General features: G+C 59.1%; 1 pseudogene. It reads right to left on the bottom strand.

What is annotated here, in order from left to right:
- Window positions 1-826: pseudogene (locus CBF90_RS16075) on the bottom strand (host specificity protein J); the annotation flags it as partial.

Raw genomic sequence — 826 nt, 5'->3', positions numbered from 1 at the left:
GCGGATATAAAAGTAATAATCATGGCCCGGTTTGATATTGATACTGGCGGCTATCCAGTACAGCGCCGTACCAAGATAACGCGTGCTGGTTTCAACCTGTCTGATATCCGCAATCTGCTTTTCCGAGAACCAGAACTCAAACTGTACCGTCGGGTCATAAACGGCAAGATGCGGCGTGGCGGTTATCTGAAAATAGCCCGGCGTCAGCTCAATCCTCGACGGTGCTGCCGGTGCGGCAATCCGGAACGATACCGACGCCGGATCGCCCTGCTGCCCCCACGCATTTACCGCCCGGACTGTCAGCCTGTAGTTCCCCAGCGCCAGTTGCGTGAAGCGGTATGTGGTTTCCGTCGTCCGGGCCGTGCTGACCAGCCGCTCACTGCCGTCGTCCGCTGTTACGGTCAGACGGAGCAGGAAACTCACGCCCTTCACCACCTTCGGTGTGTCCCATCGCGCCAGCACCTGATATTCCCCGCTGTCTGAAGTGACTTCTGCGGTCAGGTGCTGCACCGCTGGCGGCGTGACACCATTCACCGTGCCACTCTGTTCGCCGTCAAAGTGCGCCCCGTTATCCACGATGGCCTCTTTTTCCGGCACATGCTGCACGGCGGTGATGGCATACGTGCCGTCGTCGTTCTCACGGATACTCACGCAGCGGAACAGTCGCTGGCGCAGCGTCGGCAGCTTCAGCTCCCATACGCTGTATTCAGCAACACCGTCAGGAACACGGCTCACTTTTACCTTCACGCCGTCGGTGACGGACTGAACCTCCACGCTGACCGGATTGCCACTTCCGTCAACCAGGCTTATCAGCGCGGTACCGGAG

The sequence above is a fragment of the Microbacterium sp. AISO3 genome, from assembly GCF_002204305.1.
In the GTDB taxonomy this organism is placed as follows: domain Bacteria; phylum Actinomycetota; class Actinomycetes; order Actinomycetales; family Microbacteriaceae; genus Microbacterium; species Microbacterium arborescens.
The sequence above is the reverse complement of the archived record's forward strand: the minus strand, read 5'-3'. Positions and strand labels throughout refer to the sequence as shown.